Annotated in this window: 22 protein-coding genes and 2 pseudogenes; 19 read left to right on the forward strand and 5 right to left on the reverse strand. The window is 65.9% G+C overall.

The window, feature by feature from the left end:
- Positions 1–8: 8 nt before the first annotated feature.
- The 3 genes from cueR (at position 9) to HZ99_RS18800 (ending at position 1,819) form a co-directional block, all read left to right on the forward strand.
- Positions 9–488, forward strand: a complete 480-nt coding sequence (gene cueR / locus HZ99_RS18790) for a Cu(I)-responsive transcriptional regulator (protein WP_038445154.1) — start codon at positions 9–11, stop codon at positions 486–488.
- Positions 489–504: 16 nt separating this feature from the next.
- Complete coding sequence (gene fdx, locus HZ99_RS18795; protein WP_008786744.1) at positions 505–843, forward strand: ISC system 2Fe-2S type ferredoxin; 339 nt, start codon at positions 505–507, stop codon at positions 841–843.
- Positions 844–1,060: 217 nt separating this feature from the next.
- On the forward strand, positions 1,061–1,819 hold the full coding sequence (locus HZ99_RS18800; protein ID WP_008786745.1) for a MauE/DoxX family redox-associated membrane protein: 759 nt from the start codon (positions 1,061–1,063) through the stop codon (positions 1,817–1,819).
- 74 nt (positions 1,820–1,893) lie between these two features.
- Here HZ99_RS18800 and HZ99_RS18805 read toward each other — a convergent pair whose 3' ends face one another.
- Complete coding sequence (locus HZ99_RS18805) at positions 1,894–2,088, reverse strand: heavy-metal-associated domain-containing protein (protein ID WP_003821167.1); 195 nt, start codon at positions 2,086–2,088, stop codon at positions 1,894–1,896.
- 57 nt (positions 2,089–2,145) lie between these two features.
- Positions 2,146–2,520 (reverse strand): Lrp/AsnC family transcriptional regulator, encoded by a 375-nt coding sequence (locus tag HZ99_RS18810; protein ID WP_008786746.1) that lies wholly within the window; start codon positions 2,518–2,520, stop codon positions 2,146–2,148.
- Between HZ99_RS18810 and HZ99_RS28730 the strand changes: the two are divergent.
- From HZ99_RS28730 to HZ99_RS18820, 3 genes and pseudogenes are all read left to right on the forward strand, one after another.
- Positions 2,477–2,635 (forward strand): annotated as a pseudogene (locus HZ99_RS28730) (4-hydroxyphenylpyruvate dioxygenase); the annotation flags it as partial. The gene HZ99_RS18810 and the pseudogene HZ99_RS28730 overlap by 44 nt on opposite strands.
- A 286-nt stretch (positions 2,636–2,921) precedes the next feature.
- Complete coding sequence (locus tag HZ99_RS18815) at positions 2,922–3,866, forward strand: LysR family transcriptional regulator (protein ID WP_008786747.1); 945 nt, start codon at positions 2,922–2,924, stop codon at positions 3,864–3,866.
- Positions 3,863–4,141, forward strand: a complete 279-nt coding sequence (locus tag HZ99_RS18820) for an EexN family lipoprotein (protein WP_008786748.1) — start codon at positions 3,863–3,865, stop codon at positions 4,139–4,141. Before HZ99_RS18815 ends, HZ99_RS18820 begins: the two co-directional genes overlap by 4 nt.
- On the opposite strand, the gene HZ99_RS28735 is transcribed toward HZ99_RS18820, so the two are convergent.
- On the reverse strand, positions 4,131–4,382 hold the full coding sequence (locus HZ99_RS28735) for a hypothetical protein (protein WP_124014400.1): 252 nt from the start codon (positions 4,380–4,382) through the stop codon (positions 4,131–4,133). The genes HZ99_RS18820 and HZ99_RS28735 overlap by 11 nt on opposite strands.
- Here HZ99_RS28735 and HZ99_RS18825 point away from each other — a divergent pair.
- From HZ99_RS18825 to HZ99_RS18885, 13 genes are read left to right on the forward strand one after another with little or no spacing between them, the layout of a single operon-like run.
- Complete coding sequence (locus tag HZ99_RS18825) at positions 4,377–6,380, forward strand: conjugal transfer protein TraG (RefSeq protein WP_019396555.1); 2,004 nt, start codon at positions 4,377–4,379, stop codon at positions 6,378–6,380. The two genes, HZ99_RS28735 and HZ99_RS18825, sit on opposite strands and share 6 nt — an antisense overlap.
- Entirely contained in the window at positions 6,377–6,841 is a 465-nt protein-coding gene (locus tag HZ99_RS18830) for a CopG family transcriptional regulator (protein ID WP_008786751.1), read from the forward strand. Before HZ99_RS18825 ends, HZ99_RS18830 begins: the two co-directional genes overlap by 4 nt.
- The gene (gene trbB / locus HZ99_RS18835; RefSeq protein WP_008786752.1) at positions 6,838–7,890 is read left to right on the forward strand and encodes a P-type conjugative transfer ATPase TrbB; all 1,053 of its coding nucleotides are present in this window, start codon (positions 6,838–6,840) and stop codon (positions 7,888–7,890) included. The genes HZ99_RS18830 and trbB overlap by 4 nt, the downstream gene beginning before the upstream one ends.
- The gene (locus HZ99_RS18840; protein ID WP_008786753.1) at positions 7,887–8,270 is read left to right on the forward strand and encodes a TrbC/VirB2 family protein; all 384 of its coding nucleotides are present in this window, start codon (positions 7,887–7,889) and stop codon (positions 8,268–8,270) included. Before trbB ends, HZ99_RS18840 begins: the two co-directional genes overlap by 4 nt.
- The gene (locus HZ99_RS18845) at positions 8,267–8,539 is read left to right on the forward strand and encodes a VirB3 family type IV secretion system protein (protein WP_008786754.1); all 273 of its coding nucleotides are present in this window, start codon (positions 8,267–8,269) and stop codon (positions 8,537–8,539) included. Before HZ99_RS18840 ends, HZ99_RS18845 begins: the two co-directional genes overlap by 4 nt.
- Before the next feature lie 12 nt (positions 8,540–8,551).
- Positions 8,552–11,005 (forward strand): conjugal transfer protein TrbE, encoded by a 2,454-nt coding sequence (trbE, locus tag HZ99_RS18850; protein WP_008786755.1) that lies wholly within the window; start codon positions 8,552–8,554, stop codon positions 11,003–11,005.
- Positions 11,002–11,727, forward strand: coding sequence for a P-type conjugative transfer protein TrbJ (gene trbJ, locus HZ99_RS18855; RefSeq protein ID WP_008786756.1), 726 nt, complete (start codon positions 11,002–11,004; stop codon positions 11,725–11,727). Before trbE ends, trbJ begins: the two co-directional genes overlap by 4 nt.
- A 12-nt stretch (positions 11,728–11,739) precedes the next feature.
- Positions 11,740–12,024 (forward strand): hypothetical protein, encoded by a 285-nt coding sequence (locus HZ99_RS18860; RefSeq protein WP_008786757.1) that lies wholly within the window; start codon positions 11,740–11,742, stop codon positions 12,022–12,024.
- Complete coding sequence (gene trbL / locus HZ99_RS18865) at positions 12,021–13,391, forward strand: P-type conjugative transfer protein TrbL (protein ID WP_021221531.1); 1,371 nt, start codon at positions 12,021–12,023, stop codon at positions 13,389–13,391. Before HZ99_RS18860 ends, trbL begins: the two co-directional genes overlap by 4 nt.
- A gap of 24 nt (positions 13,392–13,415) precedes the next feature.
- Positions 13,416–14,120 carry a conjugal transfer protein TrbF gene (gene trbF, locus HZ99_RS18870; protein ID WP_008786883.1) on the forward strand — a complete coding sequence of 235 codons (705 nt, stop codon included), beginning with the start codon at positions 13,416–13,418 and terminating at the stop codon, positions 14,118–14,120.
- Positions 14,117–15,115 carry a P-type conjugative transfer protein TrbG gene (gene trbG / locus HZ99_RS18875; RefSeq protein WP_008786882.1) on the forward strand — a complete coding sequence of 333 codons (999 nt, stop codon included), beginning with the start codon at positions 14,117–14,119 and terminating at the stop codon, positions 15,113–15,115. The genes trbF and trbG overlap by 4 nt, the downstream gene beginning before the upstream one ends.
- 2 nt (positions 15,116–15,117) lie before the next feature.
- Positions 15,118–16,392, forward strand: a complete 1,275-nt coding sequence (locus HZ99_RS18880) for a TrbI/VirB10 family protein (RefSeq protein ID WP_008786881.1) — start codon at positions 15,118–15,120, stop codon at positions 16,390–16,392.
- Complete coding sequence (locus HZ99_RS18885) at positions 16,389–16,631, forward strand: DUF2274 domain-containing protein (RefSeq protein WP_008786880.1); 243 nt, start codon at positions 16,389–16,391, stop codon at positions 16,629–16,631. The genes HZ99_RS18880 and HZ99_RS18885 overlap by 4 nt, the downstream gene beginning before the upstream one ends.
- Positions 16,632–16,925: 294 nt before the next feature.
- Here HZ99_RS18885 and HZ99_RS18890 read toward each other — a convergent pair.
- Together HZ99_RS18890 and HZ99_RS18895 are read right to left on the reverse strand one after the other, a co-directional pair.
- Positions 16,926–17,366: pseudogene (locus tag HZ99_RS18890) on the reverse strand (acyl-CoA dehydrogenase family protein); the annotation flags it as partial.
- A 185-nt stretch (positions 17,367–17,551) separates the two neighbouring features.
- Positions 17,552–18,328 (reverse strand): hypothetical protein, encoded by a 777-nt coding sequence (locus tag HZ99_RS18895; protein ID WP_038445161.1) that lies wholly within the window; start codon positions 18,326–18,328, stop codon positions 17,552–17,554.
- Positions 18,329–18,506 lie beyond the last annotated feature (178 nt).

Genomic DNA, 18,506 nt, shown 5'->3' on the forward strand with positions numbered 1-18,506 from the left:
GGAACACCATGAACATCGGTGAAGCATCCAAGGCCTCGAAGGTCTCGGCCAAGATGATCCGCTACTACGAGCAGATCGGCTTGATTCCCCCGGCCGACCGGAACGATTCGGGCTACCGCGCCTATAGCCAGGACGACGTACACCGGCTGCACTTCATCCGGCGTGCGCGCGACCTCGGCTTCTCGGTGGCCGAGATCACGGACCTGCTGGGACCGTGGAACGACAAGTCGCGCCGGAGTGCCGACGTCAAGCGCCTGGCGCAGCAGCACATCTCCGAGCTGGACCGGCGCATCGCGAGCATGTTGGAGATGGCCGAGACGCTCAAGGCGCTGATCCGGTGCTGCGCCGGCGACGAACGGCCCGACTGCCCGATCCTGCACACGCTGGAGCAACTCGATACCAGCGACGACGAGCCCGAAGCGCGCACCGGCGCCGTGCCACGGCGTGCAAGTGGCAACGCAGCGGCAAAGAAGCCGCGTGCGCACTGAGCAGCCGGGAGAGACCATGCCCAAGATCACCGTCTTGCCCCATCCTGAACTGGCGCCCGAGGGCGCCGAGCTGAACGTGCCGGTCGGCACCTCGATCTGCGAGGCGCTGCTAGACAACGGCATCGAGATCGAACATGCCTGCGACATGAGCTGTGCCTGCACGACCTGCCACTGCATCGTGCGCAAGGGATTCGATTCCCTCAACGAGGTCGAGGAGTGCGAGGACGACCTGCTTGACCGGGCCTGGGGGCTAGAGGCGCAATCGCGCCTGAGCTGCCAGGCCATCGTGGCGAACGAGGACCTGACCGTCGAGATCCCGAAGTACACGATCAACCATGCCAAGGAGAACCACTAGGACCCAGCGTGCCGCCGCGGGCGCGCCGGCCTGCGGCGGGGTTGCTCTGGCAGACGGAGGACTGACGGCGTTGCAGCCTGACGACCGCCCCGGGAGCCAGATGCCTACACCCCCTTGCACCACCGCCGGTTAGGCTGGAAATGTCGTCAAAGTCCTTCAATCCGTGATAGTCGGCGCTGCGGCCGGCCCATGAAAAGTCCCACAGGAGAAGTCCAGCATGTCTGCGCCCAAACAAGCCACGCTCTACCGGATGGTCATGCCCGGCCATACCTGCCCCTACGGGCTGAAGTCGCTCGATCTGCTCAACCGCAAGGGCTACGAGGTCGAGGACAAACACTTGGCGAGCCGCGAGCAGACGGATGCGTTCAAGAAGGAGCATGGCGTCGAGACCACGCCCCAGGTCTTCATAAACGGGCGGCGCGTGGGCGGCTACGACGACCTGCGCAAATTCTTCGGCATGTCCGTGAAGGACAAGAACGCCGTGACCTACACCCCTGTGATCGCGCTGTTCGCCATGGCGGCCGCGATGGCGCTGGCGGCGAGCTGGGCGGCCTTCGGCCAGCTCTGGAGCATTCAGGCGGCAGAGTGGTTCGTGGCCTTTGCCATGTGTCTCCTGGCGCTGCAGAAGCTCAAGGACGTGGACGGCTTCGCGACGATGTTCCTCAACTACGACCTGCTGGCCAAGCGCTGGGTTCGGTATGCCTATTTCTACCCGTTCGCGGAGGCCATCGCAGGCGTCCTGATGGTCGCGGGCGTGGGGATGTGGGTGTCGATTCCGTTGGCGCTGTTCATCGGGACCGTCGGGGCCGTGTCGGTTTTCAAGGCGGTCTATGTCGATCGCCGGGAACTCAAGTGCGCCTGTGTGGGCGGGGACAGCAACGTGCCGCTGGGCTTCGTGTCCCTGACCGAGAACCTGATGATGGTGGCGATGGCCCTGTGGATGTGGGCCAAGGTCGCCTACCTTGGGATGCACTGAGCGCCGCGCCAGGTACGGCGCAGCGCACGTGCTCGCATCGGCCGTCCTGTGTGCAGGCCGGCCACGACGCGGTGTTACTGCGCGCGCGGCGGGAAGCCAGCTTCGCTCAGGGCCGCGGCGATCTGCTCTTGCGAGGCCGAGGTCTGGACCTCGACACGGCGGGTCGGCGGGTCCGTGACGATCTTGGCGTTGGGGTCGATCGTTTGGATCGTTTTCGTAACGGTGCGGGCGCAGCCGCCGCAGGTCATGTCTTCGAGATGGAATTGCATGGAAAACTCCTTTCGGGTTGGGGTGTTTGAAGTCTGGTCCTTGCCACGGTTGGAAGGTCAAGCGCTATTTGCATCCCCGCTACACCAATCGGCCGAATGCTCATAGGGCAAGGCCGTGGTGCTCTTTACCCGATCCAGCACGAAGCTTGTCTTGCAGTCCTGCACGCTGGGGTGCTTGAGCAGCGTGTCGAGCACGAAGCGAGAGTAGTGAGCCATGTTCCTGACGACCACCCGCAGCAGATAGTCCATGTCGCCGGTCAGCGCATGGCATTCCACGACCTCCGGCCATTTCTGGACCGACGCGCGGAACACGTCCATGGGATTGCGCTTGTGCGAGTCGGAGTGCTTTTCGAGACGCACGTTCAGGTAGGCCGTGAGCGTGAGGCCGATCTTCTCCGAGCCGCTGCTCGGCCCGGTGTTCTTCGAGTTCATCGAGCGCAAGGGCAACTACCGCGAGGGCTTCGGCGAAGGTAACTTCGGTGCCTTGTTCGAGTCGATGGAGCGCGACCAGATCAACCGCGGCGCGCTGGAAATCAACCCAGCCTGATTCGGGCTTTCCCCCTGAAGGCATAGCACCTTCCGCATCTCGCGAGCCCCGGTGGGGCTCGCACTATTTTGGCAAGCGGCCTCCACGATGCCCATTGGCCCTCGTGCAGCTTGCACCATTCATCTCCTCACAATCGAACATCACCACGGCACGGTGCAGGCTTCTTTGACTAATATATGAACACATGTATAATTGTTTATTCAATATTTGGCCTCAGCTCGACTGGTGCTACAGCAGGCGTGCATCTCGTCCCCCGAATCAACATGGATCATGGAAGGACAAGACTATGGAACTTCGTCACTTGCGCTGCTTCATTGCGGTTGCTGAGGAACTCCATTTCGCCCGCGCTGCCGAGCGGCTGCACATCGAGCAGTCTCCACTGTCACGGGCCATCAAGGAACTGGAAGAAGAACTGGGCGTGATGCTGTTTGCCCGCACCACGCGCAGCACTCGGCTGACCCGTGCGGGCGAGCTGTTTCTGGAGCACGTGCGCCGCGTGCTCTCCGCCTTGGAGCAGGCACGCGATAGCGTGAAAGCGGCAGCAAACGGTTTTCATGGCCAGTTGCGCGTGGCATTGTCCGACGGCATCACGCCGTCGCGCCTTTCTGCGTTGCTCGTACTTTGCCGCCAGGAAGAACCCGAGGTCGAAATCCGGTTCTTCGAGGTGCCCCTATCGCAACAGATCAAGGGGCTGCATAGCGATCTGTATGACGTAGGGTTTGCTCAATCCGACGAAGTGGGCGACGGTATCGTCGCCACGCCCGCATGGAGCGATGCGCTGATGGTGGCCGTGCCAGCTCGGCATCCGCTTCTGGCCCACAAGCGCATCCCCTTGGATGAGTTGCTTCGCTATCCACTGGTTCTGTGCGATCCACAGGCATGTGAGGGCCATGCCAAGCAAGTTGAACGGGTGTTGCGCCGTGCGGATGTGGAGCCACTGATTGCAGAGAGGGTTTCGTCCACCGACCTGATGATGGCCCTAGTCTCGGCCGGTTTTGCGCTCGGCCTAGCAGGCAGTGCACACATTGCCGCCAGCCGTGAGCCGGGTGTAGTGGCCCGGCCGCTAGCTTCGCGCGTGTCGCCCCTCACGACCTATCTGTTGCGGCTGGACGGAGATCCGTCCGACGAGTTGGCGCGGTTTATTGAGCGCGCACAGGCCATCGAACAGCCGGAAACCCCCAGGCCCATACGAGGCCGTAATCCCGATCACCCGGAGGAACTGACGCCATGAAGAAGATCATCCCATTCTTGCTGGTTGCCGTGTTGACTGCCTGCGGCCAGTCCGATGGGCCACAGAAGTCCGCCGGTTCCGCAGCCAACATCCCGACAGTGGAAGAGCTGGCGGCCAACCCCGAACGGCTCAAGGAACTGCGCCAGCAGTGCAAGACCGACCGCCCCAAGCTGGGCGACGTGTTGTGCAACCGGGTGGCCGAGGCCACGCGCAAGCGGTTCTATGGCGACGGGGAAACGCCCTACACACCGCCGAAGGAGCCGCCTAAGTTTTGATCGTGGCCGCTTCGCCACGAATATTGGATTTCCTGACCGACACGCCGCAACGCGCCTGCGCTTGCGACGTTTTTCGTTGGCTCGCCACCGCGCTAATTCTTTCTTTTTGCTCGATCTTTCTGCTTAAAACGGTCTTTGACCGGCACTGACGCGGCACCGATCCTGACGCCTCCGGCACGTCCTTGTGCCGCTTTTTCCATGAGGAATCGGCGCAGGAGAAATCGGAGGCCAGGTCATGCAAGGGACGAACGTGCTGTTCGGTCAGATCGCCGTGGTATTCGGCATCGTGATCGCCGGAGTGTGGGGTGCCACACAATGGACAGCAGCAGCCCTTGGCTATCAAGTACGCCTTGGCTCGCCCTGGTTCGATCTTCTTGGCACGCCGATCTATCACCCGTGGAAGCTGTTTGAGTGGTGGTTTTCTTACGGCGCCTATACCCCGGAAATCTTCGACACCGGCGGAGCCATCGCTGGCAGCAGTGGCATGGTCGCCGTGGCCGTCGCCATTGCCATGTCGGTCTGGCGCTCGCGGCAGGCACGCCTTGTCACGACCTACGGATCGGCCCGCTGGGCGAACGCGCATGACATTCGCAAGGCGGGCCTCACGCAGCCAGAGGGCGTGTTCCTCGGCCAGCACGACCGCCAGTACCTGCGCCATGAGGGGCCAGAGCATGTCCTGACGTTCGCACCCACGCGCTCGGGCAAGGGCGTCGGCCTGGTGGTGCCGACGCTGCTTTCTTGGCCCGCGTCCGCCGTCATCCACGACATCAAGGGCGAGAACTGGCAGATCACCGCAGGCTGGCGCTCGCGCTTCTCGCATTGCCTGCTGTTCAACCCCACGGATGCGAAGTCGGCGGCCTACAACCCGCTGCTGGAGGTGCGGCGCGGCGCGCATGAAGTGCGCGACGTGCAGAACATCGCGGACATTCTGGTCGATCCCGAAGGCGCGCTGGAGAAGCGCAACCATTGGGAAAAGACCAGCCACGCGCTGCTGGTCGGCGCGATCCTGCATGTGCTCTACGCGGGCGAAGACAAGACGCTGCGCGGCGTCGCCAACTTCCTCAGCGACCCGGCCAGCCCGTTCGAGCTGACCTTGCATCGAATGATGACCACGCCCCACTTGGGCGAGGGGCCGCATCCGGTAGTCGCGTCGGCGGCGCGTGAAGTGCTCAACAAGTCGGACAACGAGCGTTCCGGCGTGTTAAGCACCGCCATGTCGTTCCTCGGCCTGTACCGCGATCCCACGGTGGCCGAAGTCACCTCGCGCTGTGACTGGCGCATCGCCGACCTGATCGCGGCCGAGCATCCGGTGTCGCTGTACCTGGTGGTGCCGCCTTCGGACATATCGCGCACCAAACCGCTCATCCGCCTGATCCTCAACCAGATCGGGCGACGCCTCACCGAATCGCTGGACGGCAGCGACGGCATCGAACGCCGCCACAAGCTGCTGCTGATGCTCGACGAGTTCCCGGCCCTGGGTCGGCTCGACTTCTTCGAGACAGCCTTGGCCTTCATGGCGGGCTACGGCATCCGCAGCTTCCTCATCGCGCAGTCACTCAACCAGATCGACAAGGCGTATGGACAGAACCATTCCATTCTCGACAACTGCCACGTCAGGGTGACGTTCGCCACCAACGACGAACGCACCGCCAAGCGCATTTCCGAGACGCTGGGCACTGCGACCGAGCTGCGCGCGCAACGCAACTACGCGGGCCACCGGCTCGCGCCGTGGCTGGGCCACCTCATGGTGTCGCGCCAGGAGACGGCCCGCCCGCTGCTGACGCCGGGCGAGGTGATGCAGCTTCCGCCGGACGATGCCGTAGTGATGGTGTCCAGCATGGCGCCGATCAAGGCCCGGAAGCTGCGCTACTACGCCGACGCCAATTTCAAGCAGCGCGTGCTGCCGCCGCCCGAGCTGGCGGACGGCCGGTACGCCGACGCGCCGCCACTGCGCCCCGACGACTGGAGTGGCCTGGCGATTCCTGCCGTGCCTGCCGCGCCTGCGGCCGATGCCGCCGAAGGCTTCCGGGCGTCGGCCGACGACGGCGGCCCGCGCCGTCAGCCCGAGCTAACTGAGGCCGTCGCCTACGACCCCGAGCTGGCCGCGCCCGCGGCCGACCTCGGCCTGCTCGATGACGACGACGACCTGCCGCTTCCCCTTCCTCGCCAGCTTGATCCGGCCATGCAGCGCACGGCCCGGCTGGCGTCCCTCGACCCCAACGACGGAATCGAGCTATGAGCCACTATCGCCTGAACCTCTTTATCCAGCCCGAGCACGCCCAGCGGCTCGATGAACTGGCCGCCAAGAAAGGCGTGTCCAAGTCCAGCATCGTCGCCGCTGCCTTGGCGTCCTGGCTGTCGCCGGACGCGGCCGACCAGCGCGAGGCGGCCATCGCCAAGCGCCTTGATCGCCTCTCGCGCCAGGCCGAGCGAATGGAGCGCGACCAGAGCATCGCCATCGAGACGCTGGCGCTGTTCATCCGCTACTACCTGACCGTCAGCACGCCGGTTCCCGAGGCGCACCAAGAGGCGGCCCGCGCCTTGGGCAAGGCGCGTTTCGAGCAGTTCACCGAGCAGCTTGGCCGCCACCTGATGCGTGGGCGCAGCCTGGTGCGCGACGTGGTGGAGGAATTGCATCCCGATTCGGTGCGGATGGAGGACGCGGCGGCAGCCGCCGATGCGCAGGAGCGTGCGTCATGAGCGCCGTTTCCCAATCCATGAGTGCCACGTCGCTCGACCGGCGCATCCAGATGCTGCGCACGGCAATGGGGCCGCTGATCGCCACCGCGCTCGAAGACCCCGACGTGGTGGAAATCATGCTCAACCCTGACCGCACCCTTTGGGTGGATCGCCTGTCGTCGGGCCGCGCGCCTATGGGCGTGGAGCTGCCCGAAGCCGATGGCGAGCGAATCATCCGCCTGGTCGCGGCCCACGTCGGCGCGGAGGTGCATCGCGGCCAGCCGCTGCTGTCCGCCGAACTGCCCGAAACCGGTGAACGCTTCGAGGGCATCCTGCCGCCAGCCGCGCCGGGGCCGGCCTTCGCGCTGCGCAAGCGCACCATCGGCGTGATCCCGCTGGAGCGGTACGTCGTGGACGGAATGATGACCGCCGCCCAGGCGGGCTTTTTGGTGCGCGCCGTGCGCGAGCGCCAGAACGTCCTGATCGCGGGGGCCACCAGCAGCGGCAAGACGACCTTGGCGAACGCGCTGCTGGCCGAGATAGCTGCCACGGGCGACCGCGTGCTGGTGCTCGAAGACACGGTGGAGCTGCAATGCGCGGCCCGCGACCACGTTCCGCTGCGCACGCGCTCCGGCGTGGTGTCCATGACCGAGCTGGTGCGCTCGTCCATGCGCCTGCGACCTGATCGCGTCGTCGTCGGCGAGGTACGCGGTGCCGAGGCGCTGGATCTCATCAAGGTGTGGGGCACCGGCCACCCCGGCGGCGTCGCCACGATCCACGCCGGCTCCGCGCTGGGCGCGTTGCTGCGCCTGGAGCAACTGATTCTCGAAGTGGCGGTGAATCCGCCGCGTGCGCTGATCGCCGAGGCGGTCAACGTGGTGATCCAGATCGCCGGGCGCGGACGCAAGCGCCGCATCGAGAACATCGCCCGCATCGTCGGCTTCGACGGCGTGGGCTACCAACTGGTGGACGCGCTGGAAACGCCGTTTCCCGAGCTGCCGCCGATCCCTGATGCCGCACCCGCTGCGGCGACTTCCTCGTCCCCTGACCAACCTGGAGAACTGCTATGACGCAGATGACCATTCCTGCTTTCCGTGTTTCCGTAAATCCGGCTTTGCGCCTTGCACGGCTGCGCTGCCTGGCCCGCCCTGCGGGGCGAGGGCTGCTGCTGGCCGCGCTGTTGCTGTTCCTGGCCGGCACCGCGCAGGCCGCTGGTTCCTCGATGCCCTGGGAAGGCCCGTTGCAGTCGATCTTGGAGTCGATTCAGGGGCCGGTGGCGCGCATCGTCGCGGTCATCATCATCATTGCCACGGGCCTCGCGCTCGCCTTCGGCGACACGTCGGGCGGCTTTCGCAAGCTGATCCAGATCGTGTTCGGCCTGTCCATCGCGTTCGCGGCTTCGAGCTTCTTCCTGTCGTTCTTTTCGTTCTCGGGCGGGGCTGTCGTATGAGCGGCCCGGATAGCTTCGCGGCCGGGTTCGAGGTGCCTTTGCATCGCTCGCTCACCGAGCCGATCTTGCTGGGCGGCGCACCGCGCACCGTGGCGATTGCCAACGGCACGCTGGCCGCCGCCGTCGGGCTGGGCCTGCAACTGTGGATTCCTGGCGTGGTGCTCTGGATCGTCGGCCATTCGCTGGCGGTATGGGGTGCGCGCGTCGATCCGCAGTTCATGGCCGTGTTCGCCCGGCACATCAAGCACCGCCCGCTGCTGGACGTGTGAGGGGACGCCGCCATGCTGAACCTCGCCGAATACCGCCAGCGCCCGGCCTTGCTCGCCGATTGGCTGCCGTGGGCCGGGCTCGTCGCGCCGGGTGTCGTCTTGAACAAGGACGGCAGTTTCCAGCGCACGGCCCGGTTTCGCGGGCCTGACCTCGACAGTGCCACGCAAGGCGAGCTGATCGCCACGTCGGCCCGCTTGAACAATGCGCTGCGCCGGCTGGGATCGGGCTGGGCGCTGTTCATCGAGGCCGAACGCAGCGCCGCCGCGGACTACCCGCACTCAGAGTTTCCGGAGGCGCTGTCGTGGCTGGTGGACGAAGAACGCCGCTCGGCCTTCGAGGACACCGGCCATCACTTCGAGAGCGGCTATCACTTGACGCTGGTGTACCTGCCGCCTGAAGAATCGCGCGCTCGTGCCGCCAAGATGCTCTACGAGAACACGCCGACGAATGGCGTGGACTGGCGCGAGCGGCTGCAAGCCTTCGTCGCGGAAACGGATCGGGTCTTTGACCAGCTCGATGGCGTCATGCCGGAAATTGCCTGGCTCGATGACGCGCAGACCCTGACCTACCTGCACGCGACCATCTCGACGCGACGCTATCGCGTCGGTGTGCCCGAGGTGCCTTTCCACATCGACGCGCTGCTGGCCGACTCGCCGCTGGTTGGCGGCCTGGCCCCCATGCTGGGCGACCGGCACCTGCGCGTGGTGTCGGTGCGGGGCTTTCCGACCTCGACCTGGCCGGGGATTCTGGACGACCTCAACCGCCTCGGATTTGCGTATCGCTGGAGTACGCGCTTCCTCTGCATGGACAAATCCGAGGCGGAAAAAGACCTCGCCCGCCTGCGCCGCCAGTGGTTCGCCAAGCGCAAGAACGTCATCGCGCTGCTGCGCGAAACGATCTTCCAACAGGAGTCGCCGCTGGTGGACACGGATGCCTCGAACAAGGCGACCGATGCCGATGCCGCGTTGCAGGAGCTGGGCAGTGATCAAGTCGCCTTCGGCTACCTCACCGCCACGGTGACGGTGCTCGATGCCGACCCGGCCGCAGCCGACGAGAAGCTGCGCATGGTGGAGCGCGTCATCCAGGGCCGGGGCTTCGTGACCATCTCCGAAACGCTCAATGCCGTGGATGCGTGGCTGTCCTCGCTCCCCGGCAACGCCTATGCCAACGTGCGCCAGCCGATCGTCTCGACGCTGAACCTGGCGCACATGATGCCGGTGTCGGCCGTGTGGGCCGGCCCCGAGCGCAACGCGCATCTGGACGGCCCGCCTCTCATCGTGACGCGCACCGATGGCGCCACACCGTTTCGCTTGGTCACGCACGATGGCGACGTGGGCCACATGCTGGTGGCCGGCCCGACGGGCATGGGCAAGTCAGTGCTGCTCGCCACGCTGGCGATGCAGTTCCGCCGCTACCTCGGCTCGCGCATCTTCGCGTTCGATATGGGGCGTTCGATGCGCGCCACGATCCTCGGGCTTGGCGGCGAGCACTACGACTTGGGCACGGACGGCGAAATCGCCTTCCAGCCGCTCGCCCGCATTGACCGCGAAGGCTACCGCACCTGGGCCGCCGAATGGATCGAAGGCCGTTTGCTGCATGAAGGCGTAGCAGTCGGCCCGGACGAGAAAGCCGCCATCTGGTCGGCGCTGGGCAGCTTGGCCGGTGCGCCCGTCGAGCAGCGCACGATGACCGGCCTGTCGGTGCTGCTGCAATCGAACGCGCTGCGCCAGGCGCTCGCGCCCTATGTGCTGGGCGGCGCGCACGGCAAGCTGCTGGATGCCGACCACGACCGGCTGGGCATGGCGGACGTGCAGGGTTTCGAGATGGAGGAGCTGATGCACAGCAAGGCCGCCGTCATGGCCGTGCTGCATTACCTCTTTGCGCGCTTTGACGAACGCTTTGACGGTGCGCCCACGATGCTGATCCTCGATGAAGCGTGGCTGTTCCTGGATGACCCGGTGTTTGCCGCGCGCATCCGCCAGTGGCTCAAGACGCTGCGCAAGAAAAACGTGTCGGTGATCTTCGCCACGCAGTCGCTCGCGGACATTAAGGATTCGAGCATCGCGCCCGCAATCATCGAGAGCTGCGCAAGCCGCATCTTCCTGCCGAACCCGCAGGCGACCGAGCCGCAGATTCGCACGATCTACGAGGGCTTCGGGTTGAACTCGCGCCAGATCGAGATCGTCGCCACCGCGCAACCCAAGCGCGACTACTACTACCAATCCCGCCTCGGCAACCGCCTGTTCGACCTCGACCTGGGGGCGGCGACGCTGGCCTTCGCGGGCGCTTCCACGCCGCAAGACCAGCGCGACATAGACCGCGTGCTGCTGGACGCCGGCACGCCCGGCTTCGCGGGTGCCTGGCTGCGCCATCGCGGCCTCGATTGGGCGGCTGACCTGCTGCCCTCGTTCCCCGGCCTCGCGCCGGATTCCCTCGCTGACCAACCACAGGAGATCCTGCCATGAAGAAGCGCCTTGTCGCCGCTGCCATCGCGGCCATGCTTTGCACCGCCACTGCCCATGCGCAATGGGTCGTGATCGACCCCACCAACCTCGTGCAGAACACGATGACCGCGATCCGCACGCTGGAGCAGATCAACAACCAGATTCGCCAGCTCCAGAACGAAGCGCAAATGCTGATGAACCAGGCGCGCAACCTCGCCAGCCTTCCATCCAGCGTGGTCGGCCAGTTGCGCGCCAACCTGGCGACGACCGAGCGGCTGATCGCCCAGGCCCGAGGCTTGGCCTACGACGTGACGAATCTGGATCGGGAGTTTGCCCGCCTGTACCCGGAGCAGTACGCCGCCACCGTCAGCGGCGACCAGATGTACCGCGACGCCCAGGAGCGGTGGAAGAACACGCTGGGCGGCTTGCAGACCACCATGCAGATGCAGGCGCAGGTGTCGCAGAACCTGGGCGAAGACGAAAGCGTGCTGGCCGATCTGGTCGGCAAGAGCCAGTCGGCGCAAGGCGCGTTGCAGGCGATGCAGGCCATGAACCAGTTGCTCGCCTTGCAGGCCAAGCAGTCGATCCAGTCGCAGCGGCTCCAGATCACGCAAGACCGGGCCGCCTCGCTGGAACTGGCGCGGCAGGCGGCGGCCACCGAGCGCGCCCGCGAAGTGCGGCGGCGCTTCCTCGGGGAAGGCACGCCGTACACGCCGCAGTCCGTCAACTTCTACCGCGACTGACAGGAGGCCGCCATGCGATGCGTCCTCGTCCTTGGTGCCGTGCTGCTGGCCGCTTGCGGCGAGCAGCCGGCCGACAACCTCGCCGATGCCCTGGCCGCCGATCGCGTGCGGCTCAAGGCATTGCGCGCGCAATGCGCGGCCGACCGGCAGGCCACGGGCGAGGACGCTTGCCGCGCCGCCGCCGAAGCCTTCCGGCGGCGCTTCTTTTCCGGCGAGGCCGGGCCGGATGAATACCAGACGCTGGCCGACCTGCCGCCGATCCCGCCCAGCTTCGAGGAACCGGAGGGCACGCCATGAATGACGTGACCATCATCGACCAGTTCCTCAACACCTTCGCCACCTACATCGACTCGGGTTTCGGGCTGCTGCGCGGCGAAGTGGCGTTCCTCACGGCCACGCTGATCGTCATCGACATGACGATCGCCGGGCTGTATTGGGCCATGAGCCACGCCACCGGCCAAGGCGATGACGTGATCGCCAAGCTGCTGCGCAAGGTGCTCTACGTCGGTGCCTTCGCCTACATCCTCAACAACTTCAACTGGCTGGCCAGCATCGTGTTCCGCTCGTTCGCGGGGCTGGGCATCACCGCCACCGGCTCGGCCATCACGATGGAGAACTTCTTGCAGCCGGGCCGGCTCGCCAAGACCGGCATCGACGCCGGGGCGCCGATTCTGGAGCAGATCGGCGAGATGGCGGGCTTCCCCGAGGTGTTCGCCAATCTCGATCCCATCGTGGTGATGTTCCTCGCGTGGCTGGTCGTGGTGCTGTGCTTCTTCGTGCTGGCGATCCAGCTTTTCATCACGCTGATCGAGTTCAAGCTGACCACGCTCGCCGGGTTCGTGCTGGTGCCGTTCGCGCTGTGGAACAAGACCAGCTTTCTCGCCGAGAAGGTGCTGGGCAACGTCGTGGCCGCTGGCATCAAAGTGCTGGTGCTGGCTGTGATCGTCGGCATCGGCTCGGGCCTGTTCGCGCAGTTCCAAGTCCACCCCGCCGAGCCGAACATCGACCACGCGCTGGTCATCATGCTGGCCTCGCTCACCTTGCTCGCGCTCGGGATCTTCGGCCCCGGCATCGCCACGGGCCTTGTGTCCGGCGCGCCCCAGCTCGGCGCGGGCGCGATGGCCGGTGCCGCCGTCGGCGCGGCCGGAACGGCAGTGGCTGTCGGTGCTGCCGCGACGGGCGTGGGCGGCGCGGTGGCCGCTGGCGCGCGCATGGCCCCGGCTGCCGCCAAGCTGGCCGGCAGCGGCGCGCGTGCCGCCACGTCGGCGGCTGGCAGCGCGAAGTCGGCGTTCCAGGCGGGTTCCGCTGCCGCCGGCGGCGGTGCCAAAGGCGCGATGGCGGGCTTGGGCAACGTCGCCAAGACCGGCGCGCAGTCTGCCGGACGCGCTGCCGCATCCCGCGCTTCCGCTGCCGGGCAGCGCATGGCCGCACCGTTCCGCGCGGGCTGGAACGGCGACGCTGGCGCGTCAGCCGGCCAGGCCGCCACCAGCGAAGCGCCGGCAGGCGCTGCCGCTGCACAGGCGCCCGAGCAGCCCGCTTGGGCCAAGCGGCTGCATCGCCGCCAGCAGCTCACCCACGCCGCGACCACCGCTGCCCACGCGCTGCGCGGTGGCGACGGCGGCGGCTCCGGGCAAGGCCCGAGCCTGCGCGGCTCCGACGACTGACGCGATTCACAAGGAGAACTGACCATGCGATTCAAGAAACCGCAGGTGCGCTACGCCGACACGCCGCAGCCTGCCACGCCGTACCAAACCGCCGGCCAGGTGTGGGACGACCGTATCGGCTCGGCCCGCGTCCAGGCCAAGAACTGGCGATTCATGGCCTTCGGCTGCCTCACGCTCGCGCTGCTGATGGCCGGCGGACTGGTGTGGCGCTCGGCGCAATCCATCGTCACGCCCTACGTCGTGGAGGTGGACAACGCGGGCCAGGTGCGCGCCGTGGGCGAAGCCGCCACGCCGTACCGGCCCAACGATGCGCAGACGGCGCACCACATCGCGCGCTTCGTGACGCTGGTGCGCTCGCTGTCCATCGACCCCATCGTCGTCCGCCAGAACTGGCTGGACGCCTACGACTACACGACCGACAAAGGCGCGGCCGTGCTCAACGACTACGCGCGGGTCAACGACCCGTTCGCGCGCATCGGAAAGGAGTCGGTGACGGTGCAGATCACCAGCGTCGTGCGTGCCAGCGACACGTCTTTCAACGTGCGCTGGACGGAACGCCGCTACGTCAACGGCGCTGCGGCGGGCCTGGAACGGTGGACGGCCGTGGTGTCCATCGTGCTCCAGCCGCCGCGCACCGAAGAACGCCTGCGCAAGAACCCGCTGGGCATCTACGTCAACGGCCTTTCCTGGAGCCGCGAGCTGGATTCTTCCGAAGGAGCAAAACCATGAACCTGTCTTTCCGCTTTTACGCTTTGCCGTTGATGCTTGTTGCCCTGGCGGGCTGCGCCACGCAAGGCAAGCCGCCGCCGACCATCTCGCTCGATGAGCCGGTGCCGGTGCAGGCCCAGCCGATGCCGGAGCCGCCCGCGCCCGTGGAGGTTGTGGCCGTGCCCGAGGTGCTGCCGATGCCGGCGCAGTTGATGCCGGCACCCGAGGCCGAGGACGCCAAGCCCACGCCCGAGCCGGCCGACGAGAAGGTGCGCGTTTCACGCGCCAATGCCGAGGCGCGTGTCGCGCCCACGCGCGAGGGCTACGTCAACGCGATTCAGGTGTGGCCCTTCACCGATGGCGCGCTGTATCAGGTCTATGCGGCCGTGGGCCGGGTGACGATGGTTGCCTTGCAGCCGGGCGAGGAGCTGGTGACGGTGGCCGCCGGCGATACCGTGCGCTGGATCGTGGGCGACACGTCCAGCGGCAGCGGTGCCGACTTGCGCGTCAACGTGCTGGTCAAGCCGATCCGCTCGGGCCTCAAGACCAATCTGGTCATCATCACCAGCCGGAGGACGTACCTGCTGGAACTGACTTCCACGGAAAAGACGTGGATGGCGTCGGTGTCCTGGGAGTACCCGCGCGACCGGATGCTGGCCTTGCAGCGCCAGGCGCAAGCGGCCAGCGCCGCCGCGCCGGTGGATAGCGGCCTGTCGCTGGAGAACCTGCGCTTTCGCTACGCGATCGGCGGCAGCAATCCGTCGTGGAAGCCGCTGCGCGCTTTCGACGACGGGCAGAAGGTCTATATCCAGTTCCCCGCCGGCATCGCGCAAGGCGAACTGCCGCCGCTGTTCGTGATCGGGCCGGAAGGCGACGGGCAACTGGTGAACTACCGCTTCCGTTCGCCGTACTACATCGTGGATCGCCTGTTTGGCGCGGCAGAGTTGCGCCTGGGCGGTGACAAGGGCGACGTGGTGCGGATCGAGCGCACGGATGGCGTGGCACGGAGGAACTGACCATGAGCCAGGACGATACCCCCGACCTCGCCACGCGGCAGGCAGGCAAGGTCGCGCCCGAGGCGGTGGCGCTTCGCGCCCAGCCGCGTGCCGTGACCCGGTTGAACCGGCGCACGCTGGCCGTCCTCGTCGGCGGCCTGTCGGTCGCCGTGCTCGGGGCCACGATCTGGTCATTGCAACCGCACCGGCGCGGCGCGGGCGAGCAGACCGAGCTTTACAACGTCGATCGCGTCTCGAAGTCCGAAGGGCTGGACGGCCTGCCGTCCGACTACTCGAAGCTGCCGCCGAAGGTGCCCGAGCTGGGGCCGCCACTGCCGGGCGATCTTGGCCCGGCCATCGTGAACTCGCAGCAGTCCGCCGTGGCCGCTTACGCGGCCCCCGGCCACGATCCCAACGACGCCTTGCGCAAGGAGGCGGAAGCCGCAGCGGCTTCGTCGGTGTTTTTCCGCTCGGGCGGCCAGGGCCAGGCCGCCGCCACGGCCACGGTGGCGCCGCCGGGTGTGCCTGGTGCTGCCAACACGCTCGCGGCCTTCGACCCGCTCGCGGCTGGGCCGGCCTCGGCGGCGCCCCAGCCTGCCGATCCGACAGCTGTGCAAAACCGGCAAGACCAGAAAGAGGCGTTCCTGAAAGGCGGCTCTATGGAAACCCGCAATTCCGGAAACCTGAAAATGCCGGCCTCGCCGTATCAGGTCATGGCCGGAACGGTGATTGCGGGCGCGCTGGTGACGGGCATCAAGTCGGACTTGCCAGGCGACGTGATCGCCACGGTGACGGAGCCGGTCTATGACTCGGCCACGGGCAAGTTCCTGTTGATCCCGCAGGGGTCGCGCATCCTGGGTAAATACAACAGCCAGGTCAGCTACGGGCAGAGCCGCGTGCAGGTGGTGTGGAACCGGGTCATCCTGCCCGATACGTCCTCGCTGACGCTCGACAACCTTGTCGGCACCGATCCAGCCGGCTACGCCGGCCTGGAAGACGACGTGGACTGGCATTGGAATCGCATCGTCGCGGGCGCCGTGCTGACGACGCTGCTGGGCGTAGGCGCCGAGTTGGCCGCGCCAGAGAACCGCCAGGACGGCAACCGCATCGTCATCGCGGGGCGCGACAGCGCCCAGGACAGCATCAATCAGGTGGGTCAGGAGATCACCCGGCGCAACATGGACATCCAGCCGACGCTGACCATTAGGCCGGGCCTGCCGGTTCGCGTCATCGTGAACCGGGATCTGGTGCTGCGGCCGTGCCAGCCGCTGTTCTTCAACCGGGGAGCTTCCCAATGAACACGAAGAAACTGCGGCTAGGGCCGCTGCCCAAGACCGAGAGCGTCAAGCTGACCTTTGCCTGCCCGGCCAGCTTGAAAGCCGACCTCGACCGCTACGCCGCGCTGCACGCGCAGGCGTATGGCGAGGCCGTCGATGCCGAGAAGTTGATCCCGCACATGCTGGAGGCGTTCATGGCGGGGGATCGGGGATTCAGGAAGGGCACCACGACGCGGAGCGTGCCGTCCAAGCCGACGTGATGGCCCTCGAAGCCTGCCCAGCAACATCCATCGAACGCGCAGCCCAAGGCTGCGCGTTCTTCATTCTGGATGCCGCCAAGAGCCGCCTGGGCTATGATGACAAGACAAGCCCGCCGTCCCTCGGCAATCCAGCACGACACAGTGCGATGTGGCTTTCTCTCCCAACGCTCCTATGTGGCTCCTAGCCCACGAAGCCACACCGCGCCAAAGTGGCCGAGAAAAGAGCTAACCTACTGTCCCATATACGGTTTCAAGTCCTGCGTGATTTGCACAAAGGACTTGACACCAGAACTTTTTTGTGCCGCGTTCCGGGCCGCCATTACCGATACGCCAGCCGTCGAGGACGCTTTGGAACAGCTGCTTTTTCTGCTCATCGCTGGCAGCACCTTGCAGCGTGTGCAAGATGCCGAAGTGGTTCTGCGGGATCTGCCCCAGGGCCGGGTCGGCGGCGCTGATGATCGCAAACACTTCGGCCAGGGTCACGAACGACACTTGTGGGCCGCCGTATGGGCGGGGGATGGAAATGCTACCCAGGCCGCTGCGGGTGAACTGTTCGATTTCGGCCCAGGGTAGTTTGCGCTGGCGGTCGCGCAGCCCGGCTTGCAGGCGGGCTGCCTGGGCAAGCTCGTGGGCGGCGGCGAGGGCTTCACTGTCGTTGCGCAGCACCTTGGCAGGCAACAGCAGCGGGGCGACATCCAGATCGCTCTGGAGGGGCGATTGCGCCAAGTTAGACATCGGTGCGCCCCTGCGTGGCTACACGTAATGCCCTGGCGTTGTGCACCGGGGTAATTCTGACCATACCTACCTCACATCCGTGGAAAAGCTGAAAAATCAGGAAGGTCCGGTGGTCCGGTTTATATACCCTAAACGTGTTTATTTTTTAAATAAACTAACTTTTAGGAATATGCATAGAAGGTCTGTCACCCCGGCTCGCACGGCGAGCCAGGACGCCGGGGTTGGTACACCGACGGAGTGTTTGCCGCGTCTTGGGCCTGAGCCTGGGCGATGCTCAGGGTCCGTGGTGGTGCCCAGCGGGAGTTATTGCCCACGCGGTCGATCACGCAGTAGGTGACCTCCTGGCGAGCATCGTCCCCCGCTTCGAGGATCAACGCCGAAGGCACCCAGACCTGCACGGCCTGTCCCACTTCGTTGGCCTGGATGGGCGGCAGGTCCAGGCGCGCATCGCCCCAGCGCAGGGTAATTGCATCACCGGTGGCCATGTTCAGGTACGGCTCGATGGTCAATGGCACGCCACGGCGGATCTGGTTGGGATTGACGCCATGGCGGCGGATGGTTTCAGGCAGGTCGACGGGGGCCAGGTTCTGGTTTTCTTCGCCACACAACACCGATGGCTGGCCGCCAGGGCAAGCGGTCTTGACCTGTACTCGGGTAATCAGCGAGCGCGCCGGGCCACGCCCCACCTGCATGATGCGGTAATGAATCCGGGCGGCGCCGTTTTGTACAAAACTCTCCGGCACCCGCAGGCTGCTGGGTTGGCCGATATCGGCGGCGCCCACCCGCTTGGACGCGGCAAAGCAGTTGTTCCAGAACAGCTCGATCAAGTCCCCCTTGCCCATGTCTGGGTAAGGGGCAACATCGACCTGCAAATGGGTGGCGGCCTGCGCATTGATACCTTGTTTGAGGGCCTGGGGCACTGTCGGCGCGGCGAGCATGGCCAGGGGGGAAATGTGTGTCATAAATAATCTCCGTGATGCAGCCAGCAGCGATCGTTCCGAACCCCAGGCATGGGGTTCGAAAGGAACGATTTTTTGAAAAGCCAGGATAGGATCCAATCCTCCGGGCCTTAGATAAGAGGGTTGGCCAAGGGGCGTCAATGGCGGCAAAAGGCTAAACGGCGGGTTCGGGATTATTCAG

Origin of the sequence: Pseudomonas fluorescens, assembly GCF_000730425.1 — a bacterium.
GTDB classification, from domain to species: domain Bacteria; phylum Pseudomonadota; class Gammaproteobacteria; order Pseudomonadales; family Pseudomonadaceae; genus Aquipseudomonas; species Aquipseudomonas fluorescens_X.